The sequence below is a fragment of the Limnohabitans lacus genome (genome assembly GCF_030053395.1).
GTDB classification, from domain to species: Bacteria; Pseudomonadota; Gammaproteobacteria; order Burkholderiales; family Burkholderiaceae_C; genus Limnohabitans_A; species Limnohabitans_A lacus.
The window spans coordinates 22,940-47,408 of sequence record NZ_JASGBH010000004.1; the positions used below are offsets into that span (position 1 = coordinate 22,940).

Annotated in this window: 29 protein-coding genes; 3 read left to right on the forward strand and 26 right to left on the reverse strand. The window is 56.3% G+C overall.

What is annotated here, in order from left to right; translation table 11 throughout:
• From QLQ16_RS06675 to QLQ16_RS06690, 4 genes are all read right to left on the reverse strand, one after another.
• Positions 1-741 (reverse strand): hypothetical protein, encoded by a 741-nt coding sequence (locus QLQ16_RS06675; protein WP_283223916.1) that lies wholly within the window; start codon positions 739-741, stop codon positions 1-3.
• Positions 738-2,516, reverse strand: coding sequence for a hypothetical protein (locus tag QLQ16_RS06680; RefSeq protein ID WP_283223917.1), 1,779 nt, complete (start codon positions 2,514-2,516; stop codon positions 738-740). Before QLQ16_RS06680 ends, QLQ16_RS06675 begins: the two co-directional genes overlap by 4 nt.
• 74 nt (positions 2,517-2,590) lie before the next feature.
• Positions 2,591-3,046 (reverse strand): hypothetical protein, encoded by a 456-nt coding sequence (locus QLQ16_RS06685; RefSeq protein WP_283223918.1) that lies wholly within the window; start codon positions 3,044-3,046, stop codon positions 2,591-2,593.
• A gap of 198 nt (positions 3,047-3,244) precedes the next feature.
• Positions 3,245-4,531 carry a hypothetical protein gene (locus QLQ16_RS06690; protein ID WP_283223919.1) on the reverse strand — a complete coding sequence of 429 codons (1,287 nt, stop codon included), beginning with the start codon at positions 4,529-4,531 and terminating at the stop codon, positions 3,245-3,247.
• Between the two features lie 26 nt (positions 4,532-4,557).
• Here QLQ16_RS06690 and QLQ16_RS06695 point away from each other — a divergent pair, with 26 nt between their 5' ends.
• Positions 4,558-4,941, forward strand: a complete 384-nt coding sequence (locus QLQ16_RS06695) for a zinc ribbon domain-containing protein (protein ID WP_283223920.1) — start codon at positions 4,558-4,560, stop codon at positions 4,939-4,941.
• On the opposite strand, the gene QLQ16_RS06700 is transcribed toward QLQ16_RS06695, so the two are convergent.
• From QLQ16_RS06700 to mltG, 16 genes are all read right to left on the reverse strand, one after another.
• Positions 4,897-5,742 carry a hypothetical protein gene (locus QLQ16_RS06700; RefSeq protein ID WP_283223921.1) on the reverse strand — a complete coding sequence of 282 codons (846 nt, stop codon included), beginning with the start codon at positions 5,740-5,742 and terminating at the stop codon, positions 4,897-4,899. The genes QLQ16_RS06695 and QLQ16_RS06700 overlap by 45 nt on opposite strands.
• Positions 5,739-6,734, reverse strand: coding sequence for a phage Gp37/Gp68 family protein (locus QLQ16_RS06705; RefSeq protein ID WP_283223922.1), 996 nt, complete (start codon positions 6,732-6,734; stop codon positions 5,739-5,741). Before QLQ16_RS06705 ends, QLQ16_RS06700 begins: the two co-directional genes overlap by 4 nt.
• On the reverse strand, positions 6,727-6,966 hold the full coding sequence (locus QLQ16_RS06710) for a hypothetical protein (protein ID WP_283223923.1): 240 nt from the start codon (positions 6,964-6,966) through the stop codon (positions 6,727-6,729). The genes QLQ16_RS06705 and QLQ16_RS06710 overlap by 8 nt, the downstream gene beginning before the upstream one ends.
• Before the next feature lie 13 nt (positions 6,967-6,979).
• On the reverse strand, positions 6,980-7,228 hold the full coding sequence (locus tag QLQ16_RS06715; RefSeq protein ID WP_283223924.1) for a hypothetical protein: 249 nt from the start codon (positions 7,226-7,228) through the stop codon (positions 6,980-6,982).
• A 65-nt stretch (positions 7,229-7,293) separates the two neighbouring features.
• Entirely contained in the window at positions 7,294-7,527 is a 234-nt protein-coding gene (locus tag QLQ16_RS06720; protein WP_283223925.1) for a hypothetical protein, read from the reverse strand.
• A gap of 214 nt (positions 7,528-7,741) precedes the next feature.
• Positions 7,742-8,446 carry a DUF2786 domain-containing protein gene (locus QLQ16_RS06725; protein ID WP_283223926.1) on the reverse strand — a complete coding sequence of 235 codons (705 nt, stop codon included), beginning with the start codon at positions 8,444-8,446 and terminating at the stop codon, positions 7,742-7,744.
• Positions 8,447-8,448: 2 nt separating this feature from the next.
• Positions 8,449-9,087 (reverse strand): H-NS histone family protein, encoded by a 639-nt coding sequence (locus QLQ16_RS06730; protein WP_283223927.1) that lies wholly within the window; start codon positions 9,085-9,087, stop codon positions 8,449-8,451.
• 267 nt (positions 9,088-9,354) lie between these two features.
• Positions 9,355-9,945: an STY4526/YPO1902 family pathogenicity island replication protein gene (locus QLQ16_RS06735; protein WP_283223928.1), complete on the reverse strand. Its 591-nt coding sequence runs from the start codon at positions 9,943-9,945 to the stop codon at positions 9,355-9,357.
• Positions 9,942-11,678, reverse strand: coding sequence for a hypothetical protein (locus QLQ16_RS06740; RefSeq protein ID WP_283223929.1), 1,737 nt, complete (start codon positions 11,676-11,678; stop codon positions 9,942-9,944). The genes QLQ16_RS06735 and QLQ16_RS06740 overlap by 4 nt, the downstream gene beginning before the upstream one ends.
• Positions 11,675-11,878 (reverse strand): hypothetical protein, encoded by a 204-nt coding sequence (locus tag QLQ16_RS06745; protein WP_283223930.1) that lies wholly within the window; start codon positions 11,876-11,878, stop codon positions 11,675-11,677. The genes QLQ16_RS06740 and QLQ16_RS06745 overlap by 4 nt, the downstream gene beginning before the upstream one ends.
• A 1-nt stretch (position 11,879) precedes the next feature.
• Positions 11,880-12,746: a ParA family protein gene (locus QLQ16_RS06750; protein ID WP_283223931.1), complete on the reverse strand. Its 867-nt coding sequence runs from the start codon at positions 12,744-12,746 to the stop codon at positions 11,880-11,882.
• 169 nt (positions 12,747-12,915) lie between these two features.
• A complete protein-coding gene (locus QLQ16_RS06755) occupies positions 12,916-13,650 on the reverse strand; it encodes an ankyrin repeat domain-containing protein (RefSeq protein ID WP_283223932.1) in 735 nt (244 codons plus the stop codon).
• 4 nt (positions 13,651-13,654) lie between these two features.
• Positions 13,655-14,464 carry a TatD family hydrolase gene (locus tag QLQ16_RS06760; protein ID WP_283223933.1) on the reverse strand — a complete coding sequence of 270 codons (810 nt, stop codon included), beginning with the start codon at positions 14,462-14,464 and terminating at the stop codon, positions 13,655-13,657.
• 4 nt (positions 14,465-14,468) lie between these two features.
• Positions 14,469-15,473: a DNA polymerase III subunit delta' gene (locus QLQ16_RS06765; protein ID WP_283223934.1), complete on the reverse strand. Its 1,005-nt coding sequence runs from the start codon at positions 15,471-15,473 to the stop codon at positions 14,469-14,471.
• A complete protein-coding gene (gene tmk / locus QLQ16_RS06770; protein WP_283223935.1) occupies positions 15,470-16,111 on the reverse strand; it encodes a dTMP kinase in 642 nt (213 codons plus the stop codon). Before tmk ends, QLQ16_RS06765 begins: the two co-directional genes overlap by 4 nt.
• 39 nt (positions 16,112-16,150) lie before the next feature.
• Entirely contained in the window at positions 16,151-17,167 is a 1,017-nt protein-coding gene (gene mltG, locus QLQ16_RS06775; protein ID WP_283224119.1) for an endolytic transglycosylase MltG, read from the reverse strand.
• Between the two features lie 118 nt (positions 17,168-17,285).
• On the opposite strand from mltG, the gene ygfZ reads away from it, so the two are divergent.
• Positions 17,286-18,239 carry a CAF17-like 4Fe-4S cluster assembly/insertion protein YgfZ gene (gene ygfZ / locus QLQ16_RS06780; RefSeq protein WP_283223936.1) on the forward strand — a complete coding sequence of 318 codons (954 nt, stop codon included), beginning with the start codon at positions 17,286-17,288 and terminating at the stop codon, positions 18,237-18,239.
• Between the two features lie 19 nt (positions 18,240-18,258).
• On the opposite strand, the gene QLQ16_RS06785 is transcribed toward ygfZ, so the two are convergent.
• Together QLQ16_RS06785 and QLQ16_RS06790 are read right to left on the reverse strand one after the other, a co-directional pair.
• Positions 18,259-19,116: a YbgC/FadM family acyl-CoA thioesterase gene (locus tag QLQ16_RS06785; RefSeq protein ID WP_283223937.1), complete on the reverse strand. Its 858-nt coding sequence runs from the start codon at positions 19,114-19,116 to the stop codon at positions 18,259-18,261.
• A 4-nt stretch (positions 19,117-19,120) separates the two neighbouring features.
• Positions 19,121-20,083 (reverse strand): alpha/beta hydrolase, encoded by a 963-nt coding sequence (locus QLQ16_RS06790; protein ID WP_283223938.1) that lies wholly within the window; start codon positions 20,081-20,083, stop codon positions 19,121-19,123.
• 155 nt (positions 20,084-20,238) lie between these two features.
• Here QLQ16_RS06790 and QLQ16_RS06795 point away from each other — a divergent pair, with 155 nt between their 5' ends.
• The gene (locus QLQ16_RS06795; protein ID WP_283223939.1) at positions 20,239-21,375 is read left to right on the forward strand and encodes an iron-containing alcohol dehydrogenase; all 1,137 of its coding nucleotides are present in this window, start codon (positions 20,239-20,241) and stop codon (positions 21,373-21,375) included.
• A gap of 13 nt (positions 21,376-21,388) precedes the next feature.
• Here the strand turns inward: QLQ16_RS06795 and QLQ16_RS06800 are convergent, their stop codons facing one another.
• The 4 genes from QLQ16_RS06800 to QLQ16_RS06815 form a co-directional block, all read right to left on the reverse strand.
• Positions 21,389-21,823: a hypothetical protein gene (locus QLQ16_RS06800; protein ID WP_283223940.1), complete on the reverse strand. Its 435-nt coding sequence runs from the start codon at positions 21,821-21,823 to the stop codon at positions 21,389-21,391.
• Between the two features lie 184 nt (positions 21,824-22,007).
• A complete protein-coding gene (locus tag QLQ16_RS06805; RefSeq protein ID WP_283223941.1) occupies positions 22,008-22,397 on the reverse strand; it encodes a TfoX/Sxy family protein in 390 nt (129 codons plus the stop codon).
• A gap of 14 nt (positions 22,398-22,411) precedes the next feature.
• The gene (gene trhO, locus QLQ16_RS06810) at positions 22,412-23,359 is read right to left on the reverse strand and encodes an oxygen-dependent tRNA uridine(34) hydroxylase TrhO (protein ID WP_283223942.1); all 948 of its coding nucleotides are present in this window, start codon (positions 23,357-23,359) and stop codon (positions 22,412-22,414) included.
• 21 nt (positions 23,360-23,380) lie between these two features.
• Complete coding sequence (locus QLQ16_RS06815; protein WP_283223943.1) at positions 23,381-24,466, reverse strand: patatin-like phospholipase domain-containing protein; 1,086 nt, start codon at positions 24,464-24,466, stop codon at positions 23,381-23,383.
• Positions 24,467-24,469 lie beyond the last annotated feature (3 nt).

The following is a 24,469-nucleotide window of genomic DNA, read 5'->3' on the forward strand; positions in this document are numbered from 1 at the left end:
TTACCCCAGGAGTTTCTGTAGATCTTGTTGATAAAAGGCTTGGAGTTGAGCCTCAACTTGTCCCGGCACCAAACGCACACCGCGTGCTATGCCGAGCTCCTCAGGCTGCTCAATTGCACCTGCTGCAGTCAATGCTTTGACGGCGCGTGATATGGCGCTGGAGTCAACGCCAGCACCCAACTGAGGGCGATACAGGCGTTCTAATTCTCTTGGCGACAGCGACACTTGAATGTCCTGTTGGCCATCCACCAAGGCGCTTTGCAGCGAATGCAGCACCACCATTTCCGCCTTGTTCTTGGCAATCCAGTTGAGCTCCAGCCATTGGCGATCTGGCCACTCAGTCGACTGCCACCGCTCTTGCAATGCGGGCCAATGAAGCCAGAGCTTGCGCGTGACGTTGTCAACGTGAGGCCGAGCCAAAAGCATTCCTTCATCCAGCAAGTCACTTAAGGCCTGTCCAATTGACCGCTGTGAGCAACCAAACAGCAGACCAAACCTCCGCGCAATGTCGTGGGCCGAAATGGACTTGTACGACAAATCGGTTCCGAGTCGTTTGGTCATCCGGTGGTGCTCGCTTACCCGCCACAGCACAGCCGCCTGCGCACGCGACTCAGCCATCCAGGTCAGGCGCAAGCACCGCTCATGGCTTGGCATGGCGACAAAGTCCAGCCAGGCCTGCACAGCTGCATCTGACAGGTCGCCTGTTTGCAGCGGTCGTTCTGGTGTCACGGTCGTGTTCATGATGATCCCTTGGTGTGTTTGAGTGCCGCCAGCATCTCGCGTGCCTTGGCCAACCCCGCCTTGGCGGCCTCAGTGCGTTCGACGGGGACAGAAGTCGTTGCGGAATCGGTTTTGCGTGGCACTTCGCCCTGATTGACCTGGTCGGACTTTGACCGTTGAGCCAAGGCCTCAAGACGCTCCCTGCGAATTCGAACGTCTTGCGCTCGTTCAAAAACGAGGCCTCCTGGCGTTGTCTGGTGAGTCTCAACCAATCGCCGCAAATAGCTCAGATTTGATTTCACACCCCCTCTGGCCAGGCAGCCAGCCAACTCGTCAAGGATGATTTGCGCGTCGTCCAGTTGTCCGGTTTTAGCAAGCGAGTTCAAAATTCGAGCGCCCTGCTCTTGCTCAACTTTGGTCAACGCGTCAGGCCAGATCCAGCTTGAGCTTTGAGTCCTCTGCTCTGCTTCAGGCTTCTTCAAAAGAGGAACCACCACCACTTCATCGGTGGTTGATCCCACTGGCCTTGCTTGAAGCGCTACCGGCATGTTTCGACTGTTTGGCGGTGAAATGTCCGGTTTTGTAGGCACCAGCTCGACTTTTGCCGGAGCTTCGGTTGTGGTGGTTGTTTCAATGTAGTCTTCTTTGTAGTCTTGGCGCACGCGCGACGCGTGCGCATGTAGGCCTGTCAAAACCGGACAACTGAGCACGTCAAAACCGGACATTGGTCGTGCTAAAACCGGCCATCTACCTTGCGGAAACCGGACATCAAGTTTGTCGGAATCCGTCATTCTTGTTGCCCGGTTTTGACATGCGGCGGGATCTGATAGCTCAGGCGGGTCTGATGATGGCCCGATGACTGGGTCTTCGGGTATTGGTTGCGGTAAAATTGCCAAGTGGCTAAGGCTTAGCCACTTGGCAGAATTGACGCAATCATCCGAAGCACTCATATCTCTATGTTTGTCAGTTGCCCGGTTTTGACCTGCGGCAGGGTTGAATGGGTTTTGCGTTGCATGGACCAGCAGCTGGTTGAGCATCTTCATGTCGATGCGCAAATAGATCTGCTTTCTGGGATGGGTCATCAAGGCTTCATGCAAAAGCCCAAGTTGGCATAATTTGTGCTTTGCGTCGCGTTGCTGCGATGCCGACAATCCGGTTTCATCTTGCGTGCTGTCCACCGCCATACGGAACCAATCGGTGTCCCATGGCAGCTGCGCTGTTTGAACCTTATCTTTGTTGGCCAACGGTTGACGATCTACAAAGCGGCGCTGGATGGCCAGGGCCTTGGACAAGTAGATGGCGCTTGTGCAGGTGCTGGTGATGCCCATCAGCACTCGGTAAAAAGCAAAATTTCGACCCAGCATGCTGCGTATGTGTTGTGTGTCGGACCGGATATCCAGCAGCGACCATTGCACAGGCTCTGAGCGCACCAGCTGCGCAAGGTGGGCTCCCAGCACGCCAGGCACAACTCGGTAGCAGTTGCGAGCGGGAGCGCCTGTTCTGGCTTCCTCGATGAGTCCCAGATGGACCAGTGTGTTTCGGACCGTGACCTGTTCGTGTTTGCTCAGCCCGATTTCGGCTTCCCACTGTTCTCGACTTTTGAAGACCCAGCCATCGTTGTCCAAGACATCCGTGCCACGGCGTGTCCAGTAGACCAGTTGACTCAAGAACAAGGCGGCCTTGGCATCGCCCGTGATGCGAGCAAAGTTGATGTTGAAGGCAATGGGCTTGCTGGCTTCCAAAAACGCCGTGACTGGCGTTTTAAGCGGTCCAGCCCCTGCTCCTTGCTCTGGCACTGGTGCATTGACCTGGGCAGACCCAGGCACCACTGCCTGTGTTGGGGATGGGGGTGAAGTGCTTGTCATGCCGGTCAGTGCGCTCTGGCCCACGGCGTGGCCATGGAGGATGGATTGGAGCTGGGACTGAAAGATGCCGGTGCCGATGATCGTTGTGTTCGTCTCCTGGCTGCCAATAGGATTTCATGTGAGACCCTGTCGAAGTCAATGCGCATTTCAAGGCGAGCCGGGAAAGCGCATTTACGCTCCTGAATCATGTGTTTATCCAACAGCGTTTTGCGAGCGGTTATTTGTTCACGCCGAGATAATCCAGTTCGATATTCAAGCTCGGTCGCATTCACCTCAAACCACCCATCTTGAGACAAGGCATTTTCTTGCTGCTCAAGGTACGCCGAGAGCAGCAATGCAGCCAGCGCAGATTGCGTGATGTCAACGAAGGTGCGGTGAAAGGCTATCGGTGGCTGAGACACCAACAGTGCCAATTCGGATTCATGCTCCAGGGCATGGAGCAGGTCTACAGGTTGATTCATTTGGAATTCCTTTGTTCAATCTAACGGGCATCTATGGGCTATTTCCGAAGGGGTGGGAAGTCTCTCCTGGGGGGTATGATGGTGGCGGGCGCGAAGTTTGCCGACAGAACGCCCACCACCCGACTTCCACCCCACCCACTTTAAAGGAGAGACTTCCCATAATTACTTCCAAGATAATTTCAGACAGCCTTGAAAGCTTCACAAATTTCGGCACAATGAATCAACGAGTGTCAAATGCTGGAGAACTCGGTCTTTTTGCTTGGATTCATCAGCCGGCATAAAAACTATCAGGTCTTTCAACTTGTAGCTTTGATCTTCAAAGGTTTTCCCGAAAGCAAAAGCATAGGTGTATGTCCCTGATGGGTAATCTCCGTTGTAGACCATGTATCCCAGTGGAATTGGCCATGCTGTGACCGTCTTTGAATAATCTCGGATTGTTCTTTCATCTGATAATTCGTGTTTGACTAAACGCATCAGAACTTTTGGGTTTTTTACGCACTGCTCATACCTTATAAGAAGTAGCGAATCTGGGAAGAATTTGGCCATTTCTGATGCCGGCGGAAACCCAAATTTCTCCGAGTCTACGCTTGCCGCTCCAGAATCAGCGCTGTCCGCAATTGCAATCATTTCGTCAATGTCCTGACCAAGGGTGTGCTGTGAATAAAATATGCCACCGAACGTCAACGAGATAAATGCCGCAATAGAAAGTACAATGATCCAATTATTCTTAATGCCAAGAAAACTCATTGTTTCTTCCGGGTCTTTTGCTTTGAAAATATTCAGCAAAATAAATGCGCCGCCAATTAAATAAATACAAAAAGCAATTTGCGGCCAAATATTTTCTGAAAAAATTTTGGATATGACAATCATCATAATCAATGGCGTAGCAAGTAAGCCAAACAGATAGTTATCATTGACCATGGTTGATTTCTTCAAACGGATCAAACCATAAGAAAAAGCATATAAGACAGCTCTTTTTGCGAGGTTTTTTGCCTCATCTTTTTTGATTTTTGCAGTCATGTTTTGTCCTGTGGTGAGACTTATCAGTTCTGAAAACCCATCGTCAAACCGATGCGTTATCAGCTGAGCAAGATTCGATAATTCAATACACATCTCAGCATGTGACCATTGCTTTCTGGGCCACCAAGTCAGACCGCTCCTGATGAGGCGTCTGTCATTGGGTTTGATGGTGTATTGGAGAGCGCCGTCTTCTCGAAACAAACAAGTGTTCAACGCCCAGTTGAATTTCAGGAATGGCGAGCATTCAATCGCCTTCGCCAACTTGAAGGCGGTCTCTTGCGGCGCAATGAACGTGACAAATGGCGTGCTTGCCTCCTCTGGATGGCCCTCACACGACCACAAGGTGTAGGTGTCGGGCAAGGCATTCAGTGCATCGCAAAGCGGGCGCACGCCAGCTTCAATCGGTGCCAGGATTGCCGGGCAATTGGGATCAGTTCCTGGATACAGTTCAGCGTAAGTTTTCATATTGAGTTCTTTAGAATGAGTTCGCCATGATCCAGTGCATCCATGCGTTTGCATGGATCGCAGGGGTGGGAAGTCTCTCCAATGGGTATGATGGTGGAGGGCGCGAAGTTACCAAGCCAGCGCCCACCACCCGACTTCCATCCCTAACCTTTAAGGAGAGACTTCCCATGACAGCTCAACGCATTCGATTAATCAAATGCCATGTTTGCGGCAAACCTATTGCATCCGATGCAAATCCATGCACCGAATGTGGGACCAAAGATCCTTTCGGGTGGGTAGCCGAAAAAGAAAATTTGGAGAGAGTAAAAAGCAAAGCACTGCTCACCAGCGTGCAAATTACAGGTTTTTTGTTTTTCATTTTCTTATTAATCAAGTTTTGGGAACCGCTGCTGAATAAGTTTTCGCATTGAATCAAAGTCACCATCAACACCACTGCGGTTAAGACCAAAAAACCGAATAGATTTGTTCAAATTTTCTGCTGCGGAATCAAATTCATGACTGGCAAGCCGACAAATGGTTTCAAATTCATGATGTTCATATGTGAAGCGCGCATCCACATGCCACACACGCCCTGATTGCAGTCGAGACTTGCACCTGCCGAGATCTGGTACGACCTCACCGAGCGCATTTAAAAGTGATCTTGCATCCTTAGCCGTTGCCCAAAATGAGATGGATGGCGCTCTGGTGTATGACCACGGGTTTTGTTTTGCCTCAAGGGCATGTCCTTTTGAGACATGGAAAACCTCAAACAAACCCGTTCCTTGCATCGCCTCAACAAGCGATTTGAGGTGCTCGTTTCCTTCAAAATCCAAATTGTTTGCATGTGTTCGTTGAGGCTTGTCTTCAGACATGATTTGTTCAGCGACCGGGGCTACGAATTTGTGATCTGGCTGATTAGTTTGTTGGGTCATGTCAAACCCTGGCCACGGCCGTGGGTAGTCTTTCGGCATACGCATCGCTTGGTGGGTTTCCAAAATGCCCTCCAGCTGCGTGAAAAAATGATCGTTGGCTCTGATCCACCCGACCAGCCAAGGGTGAGATGTCACAAACTCAGGAACCCGCTCATGTAAAAGCTCGAGGAGTTCCCTGTTTTCATCAATGCGCTTGACCAAGCCGCCTGTGCTGCCCCGCTCTATGGCCAGCTCTTCTATCGCCTTCACTTTGCGGTTGGCGTTTGATTGGCCAAGTATTTGCATCAGGAAATTTTTCATTGAGGAACCTCATTAAATTCACGGCCATCGAGCATTCGCCCAGCCGCCTTCTTACCCACCCAAACTGTTTGTTCTTCACCTGCGAAGAAGTCAACACCCTGGGAACCATCATGAAATGTGCCGTCACGTCGCACATAAGCCGTACGCTTGCTGGTGGCCAGAATGGCCGTACCTTCGTCACAAAATTGCCACTCGCCGTGCTGTTTGAAAAAGAAGGGAACGGCGGCGGTCAAACATTGATCACGCAGCGAACGGACCCACTTCGGGTGCATGGGCCTGGCACCATGACCTGATTCACCGCCAACAATGACCCAATCAATACATGGGTGATGGTCGGGGGGCAATGGCTCAAAATGTGTTTCGTGGAATCCACCACCTTGGAGCACATCAAGGACACGCGCACCGCTTTGCACCTGGGTCAGATCGACTGTCCCCAGCAATGGCTCCATGCTCAGAAACCGCTTTGCAGCTGGGGTGTCCAATAGTTTCAGGATGTCCCTGTCGGCTTCTTCCTGATTGCATAGGGTTGCGCCCAACCAAACGTTCGGGAATGAAAATGCAAACGACGTAGATATGGCTGCACCGAAGGTGGCCACCAAAGCGGCATCACCCGCTTGCTTCAACATGTTTTGTGCATTGCCTATTCGCTTGGTCAATAAAAGCCAGTCCAAATTTGGCGTTTGCAAAATCAGTTTGAAAAGATCAGCACGCCACTCTTGCGGAACGGTGTTGTCGAATATATCGGCCAACGATGCACAAAACACCCGGTAACGGACACCCAAGCGCCCCGCCTCGGAATTCCATTTGATCGGCTGTCTCCAGTTGGAGTCACTGGTGCGATGACGCTGTGCATCAACACCCCACTTCACCATCCCGCTGCGCTTGGCCCAGCCTTCCGCGTAACAGTGGTCACACGCGGGCGAGACCTTGGTGCATCCAACCCAAGGATTGAATGTGTGATCTGCCCACTCTATTTTGGTGTTTTCAGCCACGATCGCCTGCCCCTCTCACGCCCGTTTCAAGACGACTGTCACACTGTCGGAAATTGAAATAAGAGCGAAGAATGATCGGCAAAGGGGCAGGTAATCGATCTGGGTCAATAGTCTGGCCAGCAAACTGAAGCGCAGCAGTCATGAAGTAAGCGTTGTGGGGACTGATTTCAACGCCATCTGCAGGCACGTCAAAACCAAGATGCTTGAGGATTTCAACGGGAGACAGTTTCATTTCGTGCTGCCTGTTATTCGGGCCTCTTCTGTCGGGCCACTTCTGTTTTTAACTTTGGCACGATGACTTGGAACAACAGAAAAGTAGCGATGAAAAACAAAACAGCGTAACCAACGAGTTTCGCTGGTACTCCCACGTCCACCGCCACATAAGCCCATGCAAATATGGCGCTGAGCATTGCTGCAATTGCAGTTTTTTGATCCAACACCAATAAGAAAGTCAAAACTCCAGCAAACATAGTGAACAAAGCAAAATAAATCATTGAATATCTCCAAAAATCATGTGTGTGTGAGTGTGAAATTGACGACCTGTGTTTTCAATCTCTGTTCATGCTGTGATCCTTTCAAAGTAGTCAACTTGGCCGCCCATGCGCCCCGCCTCAGCATTCCATTTGATCGACTGTCTCCAGTTGGCCACACCGGTGCGCGGCGTTTGCCCTGATCCCTGTTTTCGTTCGTCAATGCACTTGACCAAGCCGCCTGGATTGCCCCGCTCTTCTATCGCATTAACTTTGCGCCTGGCGTTTGACTTGCCAAGGACTCGATGCGGGAAATTTTTCATTGAGGAGCCTCGTTGTATTTTCGGCAAGCCTGGCGCACCGGAAGGTTTAAATCAGGATGGAACGAAGCCATCGAACAGTTAACGAAGCCGCTTCGCGGGGAGTACGAAACGACCAGAACAATTAGCCCTATCGCCAACGAAACCATCAACGCCAATGCGATGCAAGCAGACGACGGTGAAAGTGGGGCCTTATGACTAGGAATTGACAGATCGCTCATAACCCGATCCTTGCGCAATCGTAAGATTGGTGACCCATGCCATGGTTCAACCGGACATCCTTGCTCAGCACGCTGCCCGCCCAGTAATCGGCCAAGTCTCGGTCGCTGAGGTGTTTTCCTTCATTGCGGTTCTGCGTTTTCAGTGGCACCAGCTCCGGATAACGCACAGCCAAGAATGCATTCACAGCTTCGGCGTGTGGCGTGTTGTCGGCCAGTGCACTGATGGTGCCGCTCACTGAGCGCACCCAGCCATCGCAGAATAAATCGGCTCTTCGCGTCTTCGTCACGGATTTGCAGCGCTTGAGCTTGGTCTGGATGTGCTCAGCTCTCGCTTTTTTGATTTGCCGCAGAAGCACAGTGAATGCGTATTGAGCGATTTCCGGCGCTGGCCCGCAGCCAATAAAACCCCAGTGCCCTGCATCCCAACGCGGGTGAAAAAGCAGCCGACACCCAAAGGCGGCAGAGACAGTTTGTGCCAACTCGTTTTCCCATCCAGCTGGACGGTTCCGAGCACCGGCTTTGGCTTGCATTTCATCTGCCTGGGCCGCTTTGACATCAAGGTCACTGATGCCATGCAGCTCCATCAACTTCTGGGCTTGCCGCAAAGCAATGGCCGCTTCATGCTCATTGGAGCTGCTCGTGAGCGCCATGCATTTTTTGATCTTGTCCAAAATCTTGCTTTGATCATCTGTATCGCGCATGGTCAGTCCTTCATGTATTTTTGGTCGTCTGGGCTGCTGACTCGAAATTCAGATATGGGGTGGCCACACATCTCAAGCGCTTGGAGCCATTTGGGTGTCCGTCCTACACCGGTCCACGTATGACCGCTTGGACTGCGATACCTGATCACCCCGCTGCTCCGCTTTTTCTTCTTCTGTGGTTGCGCACCAGCCATTGCATGAGCCATAGAACCGCCCACTCCAATGTCGCCGCGTGAAACTTCGATCGCAGCTTTGAGGTGGTCGCCACACAGCATTTCGATTTCGGACAAACGGCATGCAACTGCGACGACAACTCCTTTATTTTTGTTGACGTGTGCGGCAATCACATCACGCGCATTTTTGAATTGCCACACTTCATCAATGACAACAATGCCATTCAACGCTGGCAGCAGGCCATCGTGATGATTTGGGGATAACCCATCAAAATACTGAATCCCTTTGGTGGTGCTGGCGTAATCCAATGCGATCGTCGATTTCCCTGAACCGGAAATTCCAAACAACGCCACGACCCCACCACAATCATCAGCACAAGCACTAACCAGCTGGGCAAGGGTCGACTTTGACTCAGGTGCGTGAATAATGGTGGGTGTAAAGCGGTAGGGGTATGTTTCTTTAATCATGTGGAACTCGCTTTCGTATCTGATTCATGGATGGCGATCGAGTACAACTTTGTCTCGCGCCCATGTGACTGAACGTGTCCGGACTGAACCAGGTCATGCATGAATTTGTTGACTTCCTGCAGGCTCCAGGTCGGCATCCAGTGGTTGGTCAGCTCAAACGCCGACATGGGACGCTGCTTGTCCCGCAGTGTTCGAAGCAACATCTGCTGCTCCATGGTCAATGACGAGTGCACCATGCCCATCTGCGTGCATCCCAGAATTGGAGAATTAATTCGCACCATCACGACCGTCCTTCACAATGACCTGGTAGAGGCTGTTGAGCCCGTGCTGGGGGAACTGTTCAGCCAAACTGATCCAGCGATCGGCATCGCACTGTGTGAACTCCTTGCTCACCTGTTGCCAAACTTGATGGATCTCGGTCAATTCCGAGTCGGCAATGATCTTTGGACGTGTTTCCCCAGAAACCCCAAGCTCCATGCGCAGCTGCCTGACTTCGTAGCGGCTGACCTTGAACAACTGATACAAAAGCCCAAAATGCGCCTGTCGCAAAATGCAATAGGTCAACGAGGCCGTGCGGCGCTGACGCTCTTCTGCATGCAGGGCCGAAACGACCAAGGCTGACAGGTCGGCCCAAACGGTCATTCGCTCCAAGGCCGCCATCACGGCCGTGTCGCCATCGGTCTTAGACAGCGCAGAGCGCATGGCCTGAGGGAGTTTTTCTGGTTTGAGCATCAACTCGGCCAGAACGGCCCGTGCAACGGCTGGGGACATGATGGACACCACGTGCGGTGATTCAGCAGTCACTGAATTGGTCGGCTCACTGGCCGACTTGGACAAATGGGCAGGAACTGCGCTCATGACCGACTCCCCAAGGCCGCATTCCAGTTTGCACAGGCATCCAGCAGGGCAATGGCATACCGATGCAGCGGATGATCCCGGCGCGTGATGAGCATCATGAGCAGATTAAATCCTGGGATTTCTTGACCGCCCAGGCGAGTGGCCACAGCATCGAGCAGTGCTTCACGCACCAAGATGGCATGGGCAAAGCTTTCGGGGCCAGTTTCCTTGAATGCGCATACTGGTGCGTCCGGCCCGACCAAGGCGGGCAGAATGTGGCCATCCCCTTGCCCAGAGATTGCCGCCAAAAACCACCAAGCCTGCACGGCGATATCTTCAGGTGAGTCACCCAGTCGGCCAGGTTCTGGAAGCTCGACGTAAAAGGTGTAGGGCATATGAGGAGACAGCGCCTCATGGATCAGATGCGTGATGCCAGCAACATCGCCAAAAGACAGCAACTCAGACCAGAGCACTTTCTTGGCCAGTCCTTTGTTGCCTTCTTTTTCCAATAAATCCAGCTCAGCTTGCGTCAGCGGTCCGCCATGCAAGGATTCTTGTCCTGTCGGGGCAGATGCAGACTTGGGGGCGCGAGGGATCAGGCCTCGGGCCACTGACACACCGGGGATGCCTGGCACATCGGTGGCGCGAGAAGCGCCAGAGCCCATCAAGCGATTGAGGTTTTGCCGGGCGGCATCAGAAAGTACGGGCTTGGGAGTTGGGGCGCGTGCAGGCTCTGAAGGGTTACCGTTGCCCGCAGAGTCAGACAGATCACCAGCGCCTGTCGTGGAAACCTGATCCTGCGGGGTTTGTTCACCCGTTGCAGCGCCTTCGCCCGATGAAGCGGGCGCTTCAGCGATGAGATGGAACTCATCCAAGGTGCGGATGGCACTGGCTTGGTGGCTGTGCATGGCCTGCAGCATCCCTTGTGTCGACACGCCCAAGGCCGTGGCCACAGCGCTCACCACGGCGCTCAGCAGGATTTCAGGGCTGTACTGGGTGTGCTCAGCCACGCATGCGGCCACGGCCTGGTCCAACACCGCCTTGAAGTCTTCACCATGGCGCGATGAGTCAAGAGCCCACAGGTCCTGCATACTGGTGAGCTTGGGGCGCAATGTATTGTGGACATGGTCAAACCCAAGATGCGGCTTCCATGCGCCCAGAGCCTGCAAATACTCCAGGGCGAAATCTGCAGCATTGATTGTTTGACGTTCAACCTTGACACCACGACTGGTGAGCAACTCAGGTAAGTTTCTCGCGCTGACAGGTTTACCTGTTTCAAGGGCAATCTGGTCACGCAAGGTGGCGATGCCTTCTGCAAGATCCCAAAAACACATGGCCTCGCGGCCCGTGTTTTCGACCAGGTGGGCGGCAAGAATCTCTGACTCGCTGACCCACGGGATTTCGTGAAAGTCCAGCTTGCCCCACTTTTGCGGATCTTCCTGAGCCAGCTCTTGCAGGGCCTTCAGGCGTGTTTTGCCACCCCGGGCCAGCATGTACTGCAGGCTGCCTGGTCTTTTGGTGATGTAGAGCGCAGACTCCAAACCACGAGCGCGGATTGACTCCTTGATCTCATCGTATTTGGGGTTATCGTGACGGCGCGGGTTTTTCTCGTAGAAAAGAACTTCATTCACAGCCAACTGGATGATGGATGTGACATGGATTTCTGACGGTGACTTTGCAGCAATCACGCGGTGCGAGGCCGCGGCCGTCATGGCCGTTATTTGTTCCGCAGACAGACGCTTGGGGCTGTTCATGACGTGGCCCCTTCGGTTTGCAAGCGGATCAGCTGGGCAAGTCTTTGTTCTTTGATCCGACGAATGGCAAGCAAGACTTCATTGACCTCAGAACCAGAAAACTGAAAGTCACCAAGCTCCAATTTATCGGCGTCCCACCAGATAGCAACACGGGTTAACTCGTCGCGGGCGACATCGATTTCAAGCTGCAGGATGTCCATTTCAGACTCCTTCTGTGGTTTTTGGCTCTTGCGCTCCCGGAGGGACTCCGTCCGCCCACATACCTTTGAGGTGCGGTAGCAACTCATGCAACAGTTGATGCATGACTTCATAGCCGCTGCGCCCGTTGCCGTTCGGTCTGTCAAATAAATGCACCGGGCAATTCATGCTGCGCGACGTTGGGTAGACCGTCGACGCGGGGACCACGGTGTCGAGCAAGCGGACATTGGGGTGTTGCCGAAAATCGTTGCGCACCGCTTGGGCTACGCCCATGCTGTTGCGAGTGCGGTCCATACTGTTGATGAGCAAGCACAAAACCCCCGAGCGCAGCTCAGCCGAGAGATCTGCCATCGCATTGAGCTGCTGCATCATCTCGAGAGTTCCAGACAGGAACTCGCTGTAGTTCATCAGATCGGGCTTGATTGGGCTGATCATGATGTCGGCTGCCATGGCTGCTGTTCGTTGCAGCTCGCCGGTAGCGCCCTGTGTGTCGATGATGACGATTTCGTAGTTGTCGCGCACGACCGGTTGGCGAACTGCTCGCTTGAGCAAGATGAGCCGGTCTTCCCGCTGCTTGAGCCAGTTTTGCGTGGCATCAGTCATGTTGGACAAGATGATGTCCAAGTTGGGGGTTTTTGTGTGGCTGATGTCCCGTGTTGTGATCAGGCCACCTGAAGAGATGACCTCAGCCATTCCAGTGCTGGCTGGCCTATCCATCAAGAAATACTTGCTCAAAGATGGCTGAACGTCGCCATCGATCAGTAGGGTTCGAAGACCCAGAGCTGCAGTGAGACCTGCTAAATTTGCGGCTACAGTGGTTTTGCCCACCCCGCCCTTTGTTGAAACCAGCGATACAACAATCGTTGCCATGTAAATCCCCTTGGTTGACCATGTCCAAGGGAAAGTTGCAGAGCCGGTGAAACGTCAGAGTTTGCTTTTTTAGCTACTATGGACGCATAAGATAAGACAAGCAAATCTTACGGACCCATAATATACATCGTACGAACTTAATAACAGGAGGTCGAATGCTTCCTAATGTTCATTTAACGGGGGTGATCACCAAACCGCGATCGTTCGACTGACGATTGCCCAATCCAGATGAATCAGGCACTGGCAATGGCTTTTGACTCACCTTTGGAAGGTTCTGCAAAATTTGAATGGCATCTTTGCGGTTGCCTTGCTTGGCAAAATCCAAAGCGGTCATGCCCAATTGGTTTTTAAGGGTGGCATCAGCACCTTCATCGATCAGCAACTTGACCACGTCGGGTGTGCCGTACATGGCCGCCATCATCAAGGGCGTGGTTCCATTCGGAGATTCAGCATCGATGTAGGCACTGTGGTCGATCAATAACTTGGCAATGTCAGCATGGCCGCCACTGGCCGCGTAATGCAGGGGTGTCCAGCCGGTCTTGTTGACATCGGCATCTCGCCAAATGAGCAGTTCAACCAAGCCTTTTTGACCCCGAAAAGCGGCCAACATCAATGGACTTTCGTCCTTGTCGCTGCGCACTTCAACTTTGGTTTTTTCGGATCGAATGAGCACTTCGGCCGCGTTGGGTGACGGCACTTGCAATGCCAGCATCAAACCGTGACGGCCTTGCTCGTCCAATGTGTTGGGGTCAAAACCACGGTTTAAAAGTGATGAGACAGTCTTGGCGTCATCAAGCCGCAAGGCTTTGAAAAAATCCTCATAGGAACCTGCAAGTGAATTCTTGAATATGAAAAAATATCCAATTAAAACAATTAACTTTTTAAAATATTTAAAGCTAGACATCACTTTAAGTTACTGAAATTTTAGAGAATAAACGGTTGAAATTTTGGCTGGTCAACGCTCCAATGGCCTCTGGACTCGAACCTCGCAACTCGGCCAATTGCTTGGCCACAAATGGCACATACGATGGGTTGTTGGTCTTGCCCCGGTAAGGCACGGGCGCCAGGTACGGGCTGTCGGTCTCGATCAGCAAACGGTCATCGGGCACGAACTTGGCCACTTCTCGCAAATCAGCGGCGGTTTTGAACGTCAGGATGCCAGAAAAGGAGATGTAAAAGCCCAGGTCCAATGCAGCCCGGGCCACCTGTTGGCTTTCGGTGAAGCAGTGGAACACTCCACCGGCGCAGCCTGCCCCACCCGTTTCGCCCTCTTCCTTCAGGATCGCGATCGTGTCGTCAGAAGCCTGACGGGTGTGGATCACCAGCGGCAATTGGGTGTGACGCCCTGCCCGGATGTGGGTGCGAAAGCGATCACGCTGCCATGCAATGTCGGCCACGGTGCGACCGCCTTTGCGCTCGTCCATCTGATAGTAGTCCAGACCGGTTTCGCCAATCGCCACCACGCGGGGGCGCGCTGCGCCGTCCAGCAGGTCTTGAAAGCTGGGTTCCCGCACGCCCTCGTTGTCAGGGTGCACCCCCACGGTGGACCAAATGTTGTCGTGCGCCATGGACAAGGCATGCACGGTGTCGAACTCTTCGAGCGTGGTGCAAATGCACAAGGCACGGGTCACTTGCGCCGCCTGCATGGCGGTGCGGATGCTCTCAAACTGGCTTTGCAGCTCGGGAAAGGTCAAATGGCAATGCGAATCGGTGTACATCAGTTCAGACCTGCGAGCGCAGGGTTTGTTGGGCGTCGGCGGTCAGCGATTCCAACATCAGACCGGCGTTGAAGGGGTGCTCAGCAGTGCGCGCCGATTGCATCAGGCGTTTGAACCAATCGGTCAAAACCATGACCGAGGCCTTGCTGGCAGGCAACTGGGTGTCCTGGAAAAACCGGGGCACAGCCCCAGACTGGCGCAAAACCAGGTCGTGGCAGAGTTTTTGAAGCGCATCAATGGCCTGAGCGGGACTCAAATCGTCCAAATGGCGCGCATCGCCTTGGTGCATGGCCTTGGGTAAGGCCGCCCACCATTCGGGCGACAAACCGCTTTCGGCCTGGCGCAAAACATCGGACGGCCGTCCGCCTGCACTGCGCAGCAAAGCCTGCGCAACGGATTCGGGCACGCCTTGGGCTTGGAGCCAAGGCAGGGCTTCGTTGGCCTCAGGCCACTTCATGGTGTGGGCCAGGCAGCGGCTGCGGATGGTGGGCAAGAGCAAATGCGAAGCCTCGGTGGCCAGCACAAAGCGCACATGGCCCGGCGGTTCTTCCAAGGTCTTGAGCAAAGCGTTGGCCGTCACGATGTTCATGCGCTCGGCCGGGAAGACCAGGACCGCCTTGCCGCGCCCTCGGGCATCGGTGCGCTGCGAAAACTCCACCGCATCGCGCATGGCTTCGACCCGGATTTCTTTGCTGGGTTTGCGTTTTTTGTCGTCAATGTCGGCTTGCGCCTTTTCAGACAGCGGCCAGCCCAGTTCCATCATCTGGATTTCGGGCATCAACACGGCCAGATCGGCATGGGTGCGCACCGCAATCGCGTGGCAGCTGGGGCAGTCGCCGCAAGCACCCTGCTCACTGGGCTTTTCGCACAGCCAGGCCGAGGCCAGCGCCAAGGCCAGCTCGTATTGACCCAAGCCCGATGGCCCTTGCAAAAGCCAGGCGTGGCCGCGTTGGGCCAGCAGATCGCGGGTCTGGCGAGCGATCCAAGGCGCATTCAAAACAGCGCTCATACCGAGCTCCTGTCGAGCCAGGGCTGAATCACCATGGCCACATCAGCCCCCACCGCTTCGCGACTTTGGGCCGCGTCAATGCGGGCGAAACGCTTGGGCATTTCAGACAGTCGCTGCGCATAACCCGCACGCACCGCCGCAAAAAAGTCAGCGGGCTGAGACTCAAATTTGTCGGGCACGCGGGCCGAGGCCAATCGCTCGGCCGCAATGGCCGGGTCCAGATCGAACCAAACGGTGAGATCCGGTTGGCGCAACATGCCCCCTGGCGTTTGCTGCACCATGCGCTCGAGCTGGCCGAGCACTTGCCAGTCAAAACCACGGCCACCGCCTTGGTAGGCAAAAGTGGCATCGGTGAAGCGGTCACACAAGACCACATCGCCCCGGGCCAGAGCAGGCTCAATCACCTGAACCAAATGCTCGCGGCGTGCGGCAAACATCAGCAAGGCTTCGGTCAGTGCGTTCATGGGCTCGTGCAGCACCAACTCGCGCAGCTTTTCTGACAAAGGGGTTCCGCCCGGCTCGCGGGTCAGCACCACCGCCCTGCCCGCTTGGCGAAAAAGCGCGGCCACGCTGTCGATGTGGGTGGATTTGCCCGCACCGTCGATGCCTTCAAAGCTGATGAACAAACCGCGTGTCATGAAGTGGTCAAAAGTAAAAGTCCGATTGTCGCCGCTAACTCAGTCCGCAGACTGGCGTTGGCCACGCTGGTAACGGTTAACGGCCCGGTTGTGCTCGTCCAGCGTGGCACTGAAATGACTGCTGCCGTCGCCCTTGGCCACAAAATACAGCGCTTGCGTTTTGGCGGGTTGCACAGCGGCCAGCAAAGCGGCTTTGCCGGGCATGGCGATTGGGGTGGGTGGCAGGCCGTTGCGGGTGTAGGTGTTCCAAGGCGTGTCGGTGCGCAAATCTTTGCGGCGCAAATTGCCATCAAATGCCGCACCCATGCCGTAAATCACCGTGGGGTCGGTTTGCAGCAGCATGCCGATGCGCAGGCGGTTGTTGAACACGCCCGAAATTTGTGGCCGGTCAGCGGGTTTGCCCGTTTCCTTTTCCACAATGCTGGCCAGGATCAAAGCTTCTTCGGGTGATTTGACAGACACCAGAGGCGACCGCACTTGCCAGGCTTTGTCGAGTTGTTTGTCCATGGCCCTCATGGCCCGTTTCAAGACGGCCAGATCGCTGCTGCCTTTGGCGTAGCTGTATGTGTCGGGGTAAAAACGGCCTTCTGGGTGCAATTGGGGGCGGCCCAACTGCGCCATCAAAGCCTGATCGTCCAAGGTCTGACTGTCGGGTTTGAGTTGGTCGGATTTGGCCAGGGCCTGACGCAGTTGACGGATGTTCCAGCCTTCCACAATCGTCACGGTGCGCAGGCTTTCTTCACCGCGCACCAGCATGGACAACAGCCTAGCGGGCGTGGTCTGACCGCTGAATTCGTAACTGCCAGCCCGCATTTGGCGCGATTGGCCCGACAGGCGAAACCATGCGTACAGAGCCCAGGGCGGCACATCCGCCCCGGCATCGACGGCCATTTGAGCGATGGCTTTGGGTGCGGCGCCCGGCTCAATGGACAAATCCAGTGTTTCAGCTTGGCCGGTGCGAGCGCCCATCGGCTGGTTCACCCAGTGGTATGCGCCGGCGGCAAGCGCCACAGCCAACACGAGCAAAACCACCAAACCCTTGAACAAACTTTTGATCACCCGAGGCCTTTTGAAATACCGTGAAAATAGCCGCAACGGCCCAGTTCAAACGAGGCTTGATCATAATTCAGGGCTTCTTCGGCTTCGCAGGGCCGTTCACCTCACGTCAATCACCATGTCAAACCCGATGACCCCCTTTGCAGACTTTCCCATGCTCAACGGCTCGGCCGCCCTGCCCCATCTGGGCGTGATCCAGGCGCAAGGCGAAGATGCAGCCAACTTCCTGCACAACCAATTGACCAACGATGTGTTGCTCTTGCCGGTGGGGCAATCTCGATTGGCTGCTTTTTGCTCGGCCAAAGGCCGCATGCAAGCCAGTTTTGTGCTCACCAAGACGGCGCCCGACACCGTGCTGCTGGTCATGCCCCTCGATTTGCTGGCCCAGACGCTCAAGCGCCTGTCCATGTTTGTGCTGCGGGCCAAGGTCAAGTTGAGCGATGCCTCAAGTCAGTGGCAGCTGCGCGGTTTACTCGGCGACAGCGCCAAAACCTTGATCAGTGAAGCGTCGCCTTGGCACACCGTGGTCCTGGAGGGGGCTCACACTGTGGCCCTTTACCCAGCTGTTGTGGGCGGTGTGGCCGTGTCACGTGCCCTGTGGGTGGCCCCAACAGCGTTGACCTTGCCGTCCTTGGCAGACATCTCGACGGATGTTTGGCTATGGGCCGAGGTCATGAGCGGCGTCACCTTGTTGACCCAGCCTGTCTTTGAGGCCTTCGTACCGCAAATGCTCAATTACGAATCGGTCGGGGGCGTCAACTTCAAAAAAGGCTGCTACCCCGGTCAAGAAGTCGTGGCCCGAAGCCAGTTTCGCGGCACCTTGAAGCGGCGTACAGCGCTGGTCCACAGCCCCGTGGCGCTTGACGCTGGTCAAGAGGTTTTCACGCCGACAGATCCCGAACAAGCTTGTGCCACGGTGGTCTGCGCAGCGTCCAGGCCCGATGGGCAAGGCTTTGTCGCCTTGGTCAGTGGCACCTTGGAAAGCCAAGAAACAGGCTGGCGACTGGGCAGCGCCGACGGGGCAACACTCGCCATTCAACCCCTGCCCTACGCTTTGCTGGCAGACATCTGAGCATTCAACTGAAGTTCGCTCAAAGCTGACAAACCATCTCGATGTGCGCGATACCGGCTTCTTCAAAAATCAAGCCATGGGGCACAAAGCCTGAGCGCTTGTAGAAGCCTTCGGCGCTGCACTGCGCATGCAGCACGACTTGCGTGTCGCCGCGTTCTTTGGCGGCGGCCATCAGGGCATGCAGGACGCGTCGGCCCAGATCGCTGCCGCGCATCTGTTTTTTGACGGCCATGCGGCCAATGCGGGCCACGCCCGGTGCGTGTTGCAACAGACGGCCTGTGGCCAGAACCATGCCCATGCGGTTGATGACCACGCAGTGCAGTGCGGTCTCGTCGTCGTGATCCCATTCCATGTCGGCCGGCACTTTTTGTTCTTCGACAAACACCTCGGTGCGAAGCGGCGCGGCCAGCTTTTGAAAGTCGTGCCAAGAACCCAGATGCAGCTGCACCATGTCTTCGCCGCGTTCAAAACCTTCGAGCATCTCGCGCAAGGGGGCGGGGATGGACTGGCTCTTTTTGGCCACCGGGTCGGCGTAGACATAAACCAGCTCGCTGGTGATCAGCAGTTCATCCCCCCGGAAAATCGCACCCACAAAAGTCATGGACGAGTTGCCGATGCGCTCGCAGCGCATGCAAACGTCAAGATAGTCGTCCATCTCGGCGCTGGCGTGGTACTCGACGCTGGCCTTCTTGACGTACAGGTCGCCGCCCAGTTGGTGCATGGTGTCGGCATAGGGCATGGCCAGGTTGCGCCAATAGTCGGTCACGGCCGTGTCGAAGTACATGAGGTAGTGACCGTTGAAGACGATCTTTTGCATGTCCACTTCAACCCAGCGCACCCGCATGCGGTGAGAAAAACGAAAATCTTGGCGTTTCATGGGTTCAACTTTCAAAAGCGTGTTTCAAAGCCCGGCCCGCATCGGCATGGGCCTTCAGAGCATCGGGGATGGCGCGGCCCATGGTGATGAAGCCATGGATCACGCCCCGGTAAATCTCCAGATCAACAGGCACGCCCGCCATGCGCAGCGTGTCGGCATAGCGCACGCCCTCGTCGACCAGAGGGTCGCATTCGGCCAAGCCCATCCAGGCCGGGGCAAGGCCGCTGTGGTCGGGGGCGTTGCCGGGGGCAAAGCGCCAGTCGCCTCTGTCGGCCTGGTCGATGTAGCCGTCAAAAAACCAGGCAATGGTTTCCTTGTCGAGCATGAAACCCTCGCCAAACGTGTGGTGCGAAGCGGTGTCTTGTTTGGAGCCGCAGCCTGGGTAAAACAGCAGCTGCAAAGCCAGCTTCAAGCCTGCATCGCGGGCCATCAAGGCGCACACGGCAGACAAAGTGCCGCCTGCGCTGTCGCCGCCCACGGCCAAGCGCGTGTTGTCCAGGCCCAGGCTGTCGCCGTGTTGGAGCAACCAGTTCAGCGCGTCCCACGCGTCGTGCACGGCCGTGGGAAAGCGGTGCTCAGGCGCAAGCCGGTAGTCCAGCGACACCACGGCGCAGTGGCTATGCCTTGAGAGTTGTCTGCACAACACATCGTGCGTGGTGAGGCTGCCCACGGTGAAACCGCCGCCATGGAGGTACAGCAGCACGGGCAAGGCCGTGTCGCTGTGCGGGGCGTACAGGCGTGCAGGCATGGCGTGTCCATCGCGGGCCGGGATGCTGATGTCCTGAACCCGGTCCACATGGGGCGCAGGCTGCAGGTCCAGAATCGGCCCGCCGATGTCATAGAAGGTGCGGGCTTGAGGGGCCGTCATGGCGTGCATGGGCGGGCGCCCTGCACGCTGAACGCGGTCGATCAGCGTGCGCGTGGCCGGGTTCAACAAGGATCTGGGGTTGGTGTGGTGGCTGCTCATGAGGGCTGGCTTGGGCCCGATCCGGGTGTTGCCAACGTGACGGGCTTGGCGTTGGGCCGGATGGACAAAGGCGGTTCCTGAATCAAAATGAACGCAAATCGTACAACGCCCCGCACAAGGGGTCTGTCACCTGCTCACGCTTTGGAGAACTTTGCATGTCTTTCATCAATTACGTCACCCAAATCCAGATCGACTTTGGCGCGATCAGCCTGCTCAAAGCCGAATGCGAGCGCGTGGGCATCACCCGCCCCCTGATCGTGACCGACGCGGGCGTCAAAGCGGTGGGCATTTTGGACAAAGCCCTCGCCGCCCTGCCCGGTCTTCAGGTCAGCGTGTTCGACCAAACGCCGTCCAACCCGACCGAGGCCGCGGTGCGTGCCGCTGCCGCCGTCTACAAGCAACACAACTGCGACGGCCTGATCGCCTTGGGTGGCGGCTCGTCCATCGACTGCGCCAAGGGCGTGAGCATTGCCGCAACGCACGAGGGGCCGCTCAAGACCTACGCCACCATCGAGGGTGGCTCGCTCAAGATCACCGACCGGGTGGCCCCGCTGATCGCCGTGCCCACCACGGCCGGCACCGGCTCCGAAGTGGCCCGGGGTGCGATCTTGATCGTCGATGACGGCCGCAAACTGGGTTTTCACAGCTGGTTCATCGTCCCGAGAGCGGCCATTTGCGACCCCGAGCTCACCCTGGGCCTGCCGCCCATGCTGACCGCTGCCACCGGCATGGACGCGGTGGCGCATTGCATGGAAACCTTCATGGCCGCGCCCTTCAACCCGCCCGCCGACGGCATTGCGCTGGACGGTCTGCAACGCGCTTGGGCGCACATCGAACGCGCCACCACCAACGGCCAAGACCGCGAGGCGCGTCTGAACATGATGAGCGCCAGCATGCAAGGCGCCATGGCCTTCCAAAAAGGCTTGGGTTGTGTGCACTCTTTGAGCCACAGCCTGGGCGGCGTGAACCCACGCCTGCACCACGGCACTTTGAACGCCATGTTCTTGCCTGCCGTGGTCACCTTCAACGCGTCTGCAGAAACGGTGCAAAAAGACAATCGCTTGAACCGCATGGCCCAAGCCATGGGCTTGCAAAGCGGCTCGGACATCCCCGAGGCCATCAAAGACATGAACGCCCGTTTGGGCCTGCCCACTGGCTTGGGCGCGATGGGCGTGACGGAAAGTCTGTTCGATCAGGTCATCACCGGTGCGCTGGCCGACCACTGCCACAAGACCAACCCACGCATCGCCTCGGCGGGTGAGTACCGAGACATGCTGCTGAGCAGCCTCTGATCTCGCGCAACGCTCAAATCTTGCCCAGTGGGCTGTCGATCTCGGCCTCGTGGGTGAACTTGACCTGCCCATGGAGACTCAGGACGTACATGTCCTTGACGCGGACGACCTCGACTTGCTCGGCCGCATTGCGCAAGACGACCGGCCGCATGTCGCCTGAGGTGGTTTTGACCACGTCGAGCGCCATCGGGAATGGTCCATTGGGCAAAAACAAATCGGCCTTTTGAGGCTTGTCCGTTTCTGGGCCCAGCACCACAAAAGCCCTGAGGGTCTGGTCCGGGTTGTCCATGTGCGGATCGAAGGCGAAAGCCTCTTCGAACAGGCGCATGCACCGTTGTTGGGCGGGCGACCACACATAGCCTGCAGAGCCTATGCAGCCGTGCGTGTCCTTGCCATGCCCCGTCATGGGCACCGTGCTGGCGGGTGTCGAGGGGGAACAAGCGCTCATGAGTACAAGGCCCAAGATCGCCACAGAGCGAACAAAAATGTTGGAGCCGGCAAATTTAGGGCGTGCATGCGACAAAACTCTCAAAACATCACCTGTTGACAAAAATGCAATGAGCCCGATTCTGTCTGCAAATCTGACCGACGCACCCAAGGAAGCTGCGTCATTTGTGATCAGAAGTTAATGCTCAAGCTAGGGGGAATTTTTTGCGCCGCCCTTTGGCGCGTTCACTTTGCAGCACCTTGAGCGATTGCGCCCTCAAAGCCGCATTCCAAGATCGCCGAGCCCACATGGCGGCCAGTTCGCGCTCATCCATGATGGCTTCTGGGGCCAGGTGGTAAGACAGCTTGACCGGCTTGCCCTTCATGGCAAAGACAAAGGGACCGAGCTTTTGCGCCTCGAAGAAATGGCGATTTTCATCGTCCACCTTGAGGTAAAGCTGGTTGGCCACCACCAGGCCGAACATCAAGCCATCGTGGTAAATGCCGTAGCCACCAAACATGCGCTTGGCCTGGATCGGGCCCAAGTCTTCAAAGACCTCGTGCAAAAAATCGATGAACTCGTTGCTGTTGGCCATGAAGCTGGCGTGCCTTATTCCGGCGAAGGCATCTTGGCGCCCACATGGACCTCGCCCCGCGCTTCGGCCAGTTCCACCTGACGCTGGCGCTCTGCCAGTTTGGTTTTTTGCTCGGGCGTGCGCTGGTCGTGGCAGTGGGCGCAACTCACGCCCAAGACGTAATGAGGCGACTGCTTGTCTTCTTCGCTCAGCGGCCAGCGGCATGAACGGCACAGCTCGTGGTGACCCAAACCCAGCCCGTGGCTCACGCTCACGCGTTCGTCAAAGACAAAACAATCGCCTTCCCAAGTGCTTTGCTCGGGCGGGATTTCTTCGAGGTATTTGAGGATGCCGCCTTCGAGGTGGTAAACCTCCTCAAAGCCGCGCATTTTCATGAGCGCGGTGGATTTCTCGCAGCGGATGCCGCCGGTGCAAAACATGGCCACCTTGGTCTTTTTGGCAGACTCGCCTTGCAGGTTTTCTTGGGCGTCCAGCCAGGCGGGCAGCTGCACAAAGGTCTTGATGTTCGGGTTGATCGCGCCCTTGAATGTGCCAATGGCCACTTCGTAGTCGTTGCGCGTGTCGATGACCACCACGTCCGGGTCGGCCAGCAAAGCGTTCCATTCGGCGGGCTTGACGTATTGGCCCACGGTCTTGTTGGGGTCCAGCTCGGGCACGCGCAAGGTGACGATCTCTTTTTTGAGCTTGACCTTCATGCGGGTGAACGGCGGCTTGGGACTCCACGACTCTTTGTGCTGAAGCGTGGCCAAGCGCGGATCGGCATGCAAAAACGCCAATACCGCCCTTACCCCAGCCTCGGGCCCGGCAATCGTGCCGTTGATGCCCTCGTGTGCCAAAAGCAGCGTGCCTTTGACGTCGTTGGCCTCGCAACAGGCTTGCAAAGGCACTTGCAGATCGGCGAAGTCAGGCAGATCGACGAATTTGTAGAGGGCAGCGGTGAGGAACGGGGTCGCGGAATTCATGCTGGAATTATCTCAGCCTGTTCACAAGGGCTGAAGGCGGGCCAGGTCGGGCTGCGTCAACCACGCCCCCAACTCATCCGCCATCTGCTGCGCCGCGCTGGCCGCCGCGCTCCACACCTTCACCCGCCCCGCCAAATCGCGGTCATAGGTCATGAAATCCGTGCGGTCAGGCAGTTTGCCGCCCGGCAAGGTTTTGACCCACTCGGGGTTGGGGGCCAGGACGATGGTGTGGTCTAAAAAAGGTGTCGCGCCGTGACGCCATTTCAGGGCTTTGTCGAGCCAGCCGGGCACCACGTTTTGCTGGAAGTGCGGGTACAGCACGATGGCGCGTTCGGGGCCTTGGGTGGGCGCGGTCCAGTTCAGGTGCAGGTGGTAGTCGGTGATGCCGCCGTCCCAATAGGCACCAGCGGGTGCGCCGGGGATGTCATGGACGGCTTTCAAGGCAAACGGGATGGAGCAGCTGGCCTGCAGCGCGGGCATGAAATTGCCCTCGGTCAAGGCCACCGTTTGGGTGCGAAAGTCTTGCGCGTCAAAAGGCAGGGCTACGCCTTGCACAGAAAACACCACCCGCGCCAGCCAGCCGCCCAGTGCTCGTCGGCTGACGGCGTTGGTGATGTAGGCCCCGGCGTAGCCCAGTGGCGTGGCCACAGGGTGTTCGCGGTGCAAGATGTGCCGCCCGCGTGAGGTCACGATATGCAGGCGGTATCGCGGGTGGTTCAGCGCCTCATGGATGCGGCCGCCGTAAAAGGCTTGCAGGCTCTGGCCAAAGGCCTCGCTCACCTGCTCGGCGCTCACGCGCTTTTTGCCCGGCAATGGTTCGTAGTGCTGGTGGATGTAGTCGTGCTCCAGCCGCTCGAATGCTGCGACCGAGTCATTCAAGCAGGCCGTCGCCATGCGCCACGCGCCAATGGATGCACCCACCAGGTCCACAGCTTGCGTGCTTTGGGCCAGCCACTCGCCAAAGATGAATCGGTCCAGAGCGCCCAGGATCAGCCCTTTGGGGCCGCCCGCCGCACCCGGGATGACACCAATGTGCTCTGGCCGCAGTCCGTGCTCACGGATGTGGGCCAGCGCCTTGGGACCTGCGTGGATGTGGAGGGCTTTCATGGG